The following is a 7,443-nucleotide window of genomic DNA, read 5'->3' as shown; positions in this document are numbered from 1 at the left end:
GATATTGAAATCAGCCCCTGTGAATTCGATGCTGTAGTTGTCACCAGCTGAAAGTGTTCCCTGATTGATGGCATAAGCGCCAACATCTTCTCCGGCTGCTCTTGCTAAAGTTCCTGTAAATATGGATTCATCATCCTCACTTTCGAAACCAGTTGCCTTGAAAGTCAATGCAGGATCGTTGGCACCATAGACTTTGCTTTGTTCTGGGTTGGCCATCACAGTCAAAGTTTTGGTAGTGATATTGAAATCAGCCCCTGTGAATTCGATGCTGTAGTTGTCGCCAGCTGAAAGTGTTCCCTGATTGATGGCGTAAACACCAATATCTTCTCCGGCTGCTCTGGTCAAGGTTCCCGAAATGATAGATTCATCATCTTCGTTTACAAAACCAGTTGCCTTGAAAGTCAATGCAGGATCGTTGGCACCATAGACTTTGCTCTGATCTGGATTGGCCATCACAGTCAAAGTTTTGGTAGTGATATTGAAATCAGCCCCTGTGAATTCGATGCTGTAGTTGTCACCAGCTGAAAGTGTTCCCTGATTGATGGCATAAACACCAACATCTTCTCCGGCTGCCCTGGTCAAGGTTCCCGAAATGATAGATTCATCATCTTCGTTTACAAAACCAGTTGCCTTGAAAGTCAATGCAGGATCGTTGGCACCATAGACTTTGCTTTGTTCTGGGTTGGCCATCACAGTCAGAGTTTTGGTAGTGATATTGAAATCAGCCCCTGTGAATTCGATGCTGTAGTTGTCACCAGCTGAAAGTGTTCCCTGATTGATGGCATAAACACCAACATCTTCTCCGGCTGCCCTGGTCAAGGTTCCCGAAATGATAGATTCATCATCTTCGTTTACAAAACCAGTTGCCTTGAAAGTCAATGCAGGATCGTTGGCACCGTAGACTTTGCTTTGTTCTGGGTTGGCCATCACAGTCAAAGTTTTGGTAGTGATATTGAAATCAGCCCCTGTGAATTCGATGCTGTAGTTGTCACTAGCTGAAAGTGTCCCCTGATTGATGGCATAAACACCAACATCTTCTCCGGCTGCTCTTGCTAAAGTTCCTGTTAATATGGATTCATCATCTTCACTTTCGAAACCTGTCGCCTTAAAGGTCAATTCAGGATCGTTGGTACCGTAGACTTTACCTTGGTCTGCCAAAGCAGTAATTGTTAAAGTAGCCGGAGTAATAGTTAGGTCTGCAGTCAGTTCTAGTTCTCTGTAATTTAAACCGCTGATCGTTGCCGTTACCGTCTGGTTTCCAACATCTGTTCTACTGTTGTTGCTGTAATCCACTGAAGTTCCTTCAGGAAGTGTTCCTTCAATCGCCAAAGACTTAGCCGAACCGTCGAAGACAAAGCTTTCCTTGTTGAGCTCGATTCCGGTGATTGTTGCAAGGTTTATGACCCCATCATTGCTGATGAATTCCTTTAGAGAAATATAATTTTCTGCATCATTGCCTGAAACTTCATACTGAACAGTAACTGTTTTCCCTGTTCCAACAGCGGAGTTATTATAGTTTGCTGTAAAGCTTACCTCTATATCATCCCCATCAATCAAATTTAATAAAGGACCCAAGTCCAGGAAAGCTATGTTTGTCCCATCAAATTCCTTGGGAGTAAGTATTGGATCTCCGATTTCCAATTGAAGTTTTCCTACAGGTATTGAAACTGTGGTACTGGCAGGGTCATAAGTATCATTTCCAGCTACCGAAACCATAATTTCAACCAAGCTCTCGGTAGCTTTGATTGCGTTCAGTGAAGAACCACCGGAACTCACAGAAACGAAATCATTTTCAACAACAGAATAAGTCACTTGCAAACCTGAAGTGGTAGTGACATCAAATGTTAAATCGCTATCGCCATAAGTCAAAGAGGGAGGTGTATTGATGGTGAGTGTTTGTGGCAATTGCTGGCGCTCATAGGCTCCCATGTCAATTACACCTGCAATCACCCTTGCATTCCCGTTTAAATCTACAGGTACATCAGGCCCGCCTAAGAAGAGAGCGAGCTCAGTATCCGGATCGCCTGCATTGATTGGCAATGCACCGGCTTTCAGGCTATAGTCGCTATTTTCAAAATCTTCGAATATAGCCTCAGGTGAAATACTTGTTGCATCGATGTTGCCATCGTTTTGTGAAGTAAAGCCCTGTATCAAACTAAATGAGGAAGTAATTTGAGAATCCTCTAAAGGACCTGAATGAAGAAAGATTCCGGGACTTGTATTTGCCTCATTTCCCAATACTACTACATTGCGGAGTGTTGAATTTGAACTAAACACATTTTTAATACCTCCTCCTTCTTGAGCAGCTTGATTGTTTGCAATGGTAACATTGGTATAAGTCCCAGAACTGAAATTATTATACACTCCTGCACCATCATTTGCCCTATTGTTCGCAATAAGCACATTGGTGAAATTGGACTGTGAGTTAGCATTATAAATCCCCCCACCATCAACGGAAGCTGTATTTTCTGAAAAAATCACATTTCGTATTTCAGGTGACGAGAAAACAATAATCATCCCGGCCCCACGTACCCTTGCAATGTTTCTTCCAAAAACCAATTTATTGTTTAACCCATTCGAATTTCCGCCACTTACAGTAAATCCATCTAAACTGGCCACACCCACATTGCCCGCCGAAATCAGGACGTGATGGGCATTGTCTAAAAAGTTTAAGAAGCCTTTTCCGTCATTACCCAATAAGTCTCCACTGAGAATACTGGTATTTGCCTTTAGAGCAAGATCTCGTTCTTCCAGGCTGATTTCCGTTCCAGCAAAACCTCCGAAAAGTTGTACATCCCTCACCATCACAAAGGAGTTGTCTCTATCTCCATCTGAATCAAAAAATCCATCTGCGGCATTGTAAAGTGGAAGGTAAGTTCCGCCGGCTACCCATATCTGAAGGGGTTCGGCAGAAGACCACAAATCATTTTCGCGGTTTTCTCTTGCCCAATTCAGCGCATGAGCCAGTTCGGGGATTGCATTCTCCCATGAGTCACCTTCGAAAGTACCAGCGCCACCTTTTTTTACATGAAGGATGTTGTTGCCTGAAGGAGTGATTACGATTACTATTTCTTCCAATCCTGGAATTGGGTTAATTTCCGGTTCAGTTTCAGGTATATCGTATGAAAAGCTTTGCAAGTAAGGATAGGAAATATACCCCTCATTATTTTCAGTTTCTTTGATGCTCCAAGCTCCATTTTCAGTAGAGAAATTCCATCCAGAGAAAGTTTCCAGCATTTTCATTTCAGCTGTAGTCTTTCCAGTTCCGCCAGCACTGGATAACAGACCTGAGGTTTCGGTGTCCCAGAAGCAATTTTGCGCACGTCCGCCATTATCCATAAAACCTGTAAAACCCCCTATATCTGAACCAGAACCTGTTACTTTTCCTACAGAGTAGCTAGTATTGATCGTTCCTCCATCGTTGTTTAATCCAACAAACCCACCAAGATGAATTCCGGAGGAGAAGACTTCAACGTCTGTGTAGGAATTATTTAGAGAACCTCCACTATGCTGTCGCCCGGCAAGTCCCCCAACTTGGTTTACTCCTGAAACACTCCCTTTCACATATAACTTGGAAAAATTTCCGGCTATTTTTGAACCGATTAAACCTCCTACGAAATCTTTCCCAACAATGGAGACATCAATAAGTCCTAAATTATTTACCTGGCCTCCTTCTGTTTCAGAAAATAGTCCTACATAATCTGTTTCAGGTCTATTGATTGTTAATCCCTTAACAAAGTGATTTTTTCCATCAAGGTAACCTGTAAATTGAGATGAACCACTACCTATTGGAAGCCAACCCTGATTGCCGTTAGCTGTGGCTGAAGCATAGGTTTCGTAGCCTGATGAAGTCTCGTCTATATTATTGTTCAGAATAAAGTATGCCCCTAAATCTTTTCTGATGTTGTGTAGATGTCCCCAGTCTTCAATCTGGTAAGGATCTTCAGATGTACCTGATCCACCGGCATATAATACTTCTTCCAATCCAGGAATCGGGTTTAGCTCAGGATCTGTCCCGATTTCATCGTAGATAAAACCCTGCAAGTAAGGATAGGATTTAAAGCCATTTTCTGGCTGTTGCATATTCCAAAAGCCTTCTGAAGTGAAGTCCCAACTTGAAAAAGTAGACTGAGTCTTCATCTCAGCGGAGGTTTTTCCTATTCCATCAATGCTATTTGTTTGCCCAGAAGTCTCAGTGTCCCAATAAGAATCACTCACAGTAGCAGTTCCTGACCCTGTAAATCCGCCAGTTGTATTAGTGGTGGTACTTTTTACAAATCCTTTAGAATAAGAATTACTAATTACACTATTCGATCTTGTAAACCCAACGAAACCACCAATATTCGGGGTAGTAGTATTTGAAGCTTCAACAGCCACATCAGTATAAGAGTTTGAAATATTTATAATTTCAGTTCGTCCAATAAGTCCTCCAATCTCGCTTACTCCTTTGACCGTTCCCGTAACATAAACTCCCGAAATTTCTACATACGAGATACTACGACCGATCAATCCTCCAACTCTTCGATTACCAATTATCGAGACATCAATTAACCCTACATTCTTCAAGACTATATTAGACCCCAAAGCCCCTGTAATAATACCGAATAGTCCAATATCGTCGGTGCTACTTCGATTGACTGTAAGTCCTTTAATAGTATAATTCTTGCCGTCAAAATTGCCTGAAAATCTAACTGACCCTCCGATAGGTAACCATCCCGCATTGTCATTAGCAGTAGCAGAAGCATAAGTCTCATAGTCTGTTGATGCTTCATCAAGGTTATTTTTGAGGATGAAATGTGCCGAAAGATTTTCTCTCACATTATTCAAATGTTTCCAATTGCTGATTTGGAAAGGATCTTCAGGTGTCCCGGATCCTCCGGCATATAGTAGGAGCTCTAGTCCAGGTATCGGATTAACCACCGGTTCAGCTTCAGGTATATCGTAAGAAAAGCCTTGCAAGTAGGGGTAGGAACTAAACCCTTCGTCTGAATCAGCTTGCTTGATGTTCCATATTCCAGTATCAGGAGTAAAGTTCCATCCTGTAAATGTAGCCAAGGCCTTCATCTCAGCGGTGGTTTTTCCTATTCCATCAATGCTACTTGTTTGCCCGGAAGTCTCAATGTCCCAATATATTTCCAAGCTAGAATTATCGAAATTGGAATTGGACCCTATAAATCCACCAGTTGTTGCTGTAGTAAGGCTTGATACTGATCCTACAGAGTAACAATAACTAAAATTAGTTCTAGCGCTTGTATATCCAATAAAACCTCCTGCACGTGGTAAACTAGCATGTGTTGCTTCAACAGCAACATCAGTGTAGGAATTTGAAATGTTTAGACTTGAGCCTCGTCCAAGAAGCCCTCCAACTCCGCTCACACCTGTGACATTTCCCGTAACAAATACGTTAGAAATTTTAGAAAACTTAGAACCTATACTACCTATCAATCCTCCGACATTTGATCCTCCAATTATGGAAACATCGATTAAACCAACATTTTTAAAGTCTGCATATAATTCTGCCACACTGAAGAGCCCAATATTAGCTGTGCTACCCCGATTTATAGTAAGTCCTTTTATAGTATGATTTTTACCGTCAAATTTGCCTGAAAATCGAGTTAGATTATCTCCAATAGGTAACCAACCTTTATTATTATTAGCCGTCGATGAAGCATAGGTTTCGTAGCCTGATGAGGTCTCATCTAAATTATTGTTCAGGATAAAATAAGCCTCCAAATCTTCTCTGATATTGTGCAAATGTGTCCAATCACTGATCTGATAAGGATCAAACTCAGTGCCCGACCCACCAGCATAGGGCGGTGTTACTAAACCCTCAAATTCAAAAGCTCCAATGTCTCGAATTCCATTTGGCAATAATCCTCTTTGGTCTGTGTCATTGGGTGAATTGGAAAAATCAGAATCCGCAGCATCAATGGCAATACTGTTTTCTAAAACAGCAAAAGTTGGTGTACCTAATTTGCTTTCATTAAGTTGAAGTGTAGGGCTCAAATTTAAATTAGGTTGATCACCAATTTCACTGTTAATAATTGTTGGGGTATTAGTGGTTGCATCAAGTGATTGAACTATTGAATTTCTAATATTTATAGTAGTTCCATTAGATGGAAAAAATAAATCCTTTGTGTCAGTATTCCCATAGGCAATGGTATTAACTATTGAAATATTTCCTACATGTGATCGTATTGAACTGTTGCTATTAAAAAAAGTACAATGCTCAATGGTAAGTCTGGATCTATCCAAAAACACATCCGCAGTAGTCGTTTTATTTGCATCTGAGGTAGTGTTATTTGAAAAAGTAGAATTCCTGATTATTCTTGATATAGATAGAGAAGTTTGTACATTAAGAAACACGAAATATGTTTCGGTTTTTGTTGATGTATTACTGTGAACCGTAGAATTCTCCATTAAAAAATTCCCGGTTGAGAAAATTACTACATGGTTTGTTCCAAAACTATTTGGATTAGCTCTGTTAGCTGTTAAAACACAATTTCTTACTGTTAAACTGTAATCAGTAGAAGAATAATTAAGTCTTGGATATCCAATTGCCCCTCCTTGGCTATCTCTTTGAGCACCAGATGTAAATGCAGCCGCTGTCCCATGTCTTATAGTGAGATTTTCAAAAACAACATCGAATGCAGTAATCCCAAAAACTCTCCTATCAGATGAATTCGGACTTTCGTGAGCTTGTACAATGGTATTTTGTGCACTTTGACCTCTTATGGTTAGGCTTTTTTCTATCATATAGCCTAACCACTGCACATCACCTGATTCACCGGCATCAGTCCATGTAAATGTTCCCGTGAGATCAATAGTATCATTTGATTCAGCCGCTAAATATGCGGAATGAAAGGTTTTCTTTGCAGACTCTGGTGTCAAACCGTCGTTAGAGTCATTCCCGGAAATACTGTTGGCATAAACTGTTTTTTGGGAATTATCATTAATAAGTATGGTGGACTTATTAGATGTTGGGTATGATTCCTCAATACTGTTTTCATTATTTACAGCCAAAGCACCACTTTGGAAAAACAAAAATGCCCAAAAATAAACCAGCATTTTTAAGATGGATTTATTGTTGAAAAATAAGGCCATCTGTATGTAGGATGGGTAATTTAAACCTAAAGAATCAAATTTTTTAATTGATAGAATTTTCATTGATAGAATTAATTTCGGGTGATTTTTTAAAGTATCTTGTTGTACTTGATAAAGTAAATGACACCATATCCCACCCATTATTCAAAAAGTGTATGTTTCAGAATCGGTTTTTGAAACGCTAAGTCAGAGAAGTGCTAAAAAATAAAAATGAAATGCAAAATCGTTAGGTTGAAAAATTTAAAAATAAATTGAGTGTATTGTAAAATAATAGATGTGAAATGTAGTTGTGTTCTTTTTTTGAACTTTTTGCGTAATAAATGACCAGACAGGTAATGA

Annotated in this window: 1 protein-coding gene; it reads right to left on the bottom strand. The window is 40.0% G+C overall.

What is annotated here, in order from left to right; genetic code table 11:
• The coding region (locus CLW00_RS21395; RefSeq protein ID WP_245917249.1) for an MBG domain-containing protein at positions 1-7,068 on the bottom strand (7,068 nt) is incomplete at its 3' end.
• Positions 7,069-7,443: the final 375 nt, after the last annotated feature.

The sequence above is a fragment of the Mongoliibacter ruber genome (assembly GCF_003003005.1).
Lineage (GTDB): Bacteria > Bacteroidota > Bacteroidia > Cytophagales > Cyclobacteriaceae > Mongoliibacter > Mongoliibacter ruber.
This window is presented reverse-complemented; position numbering and strand designations above follow the sequence as displayed.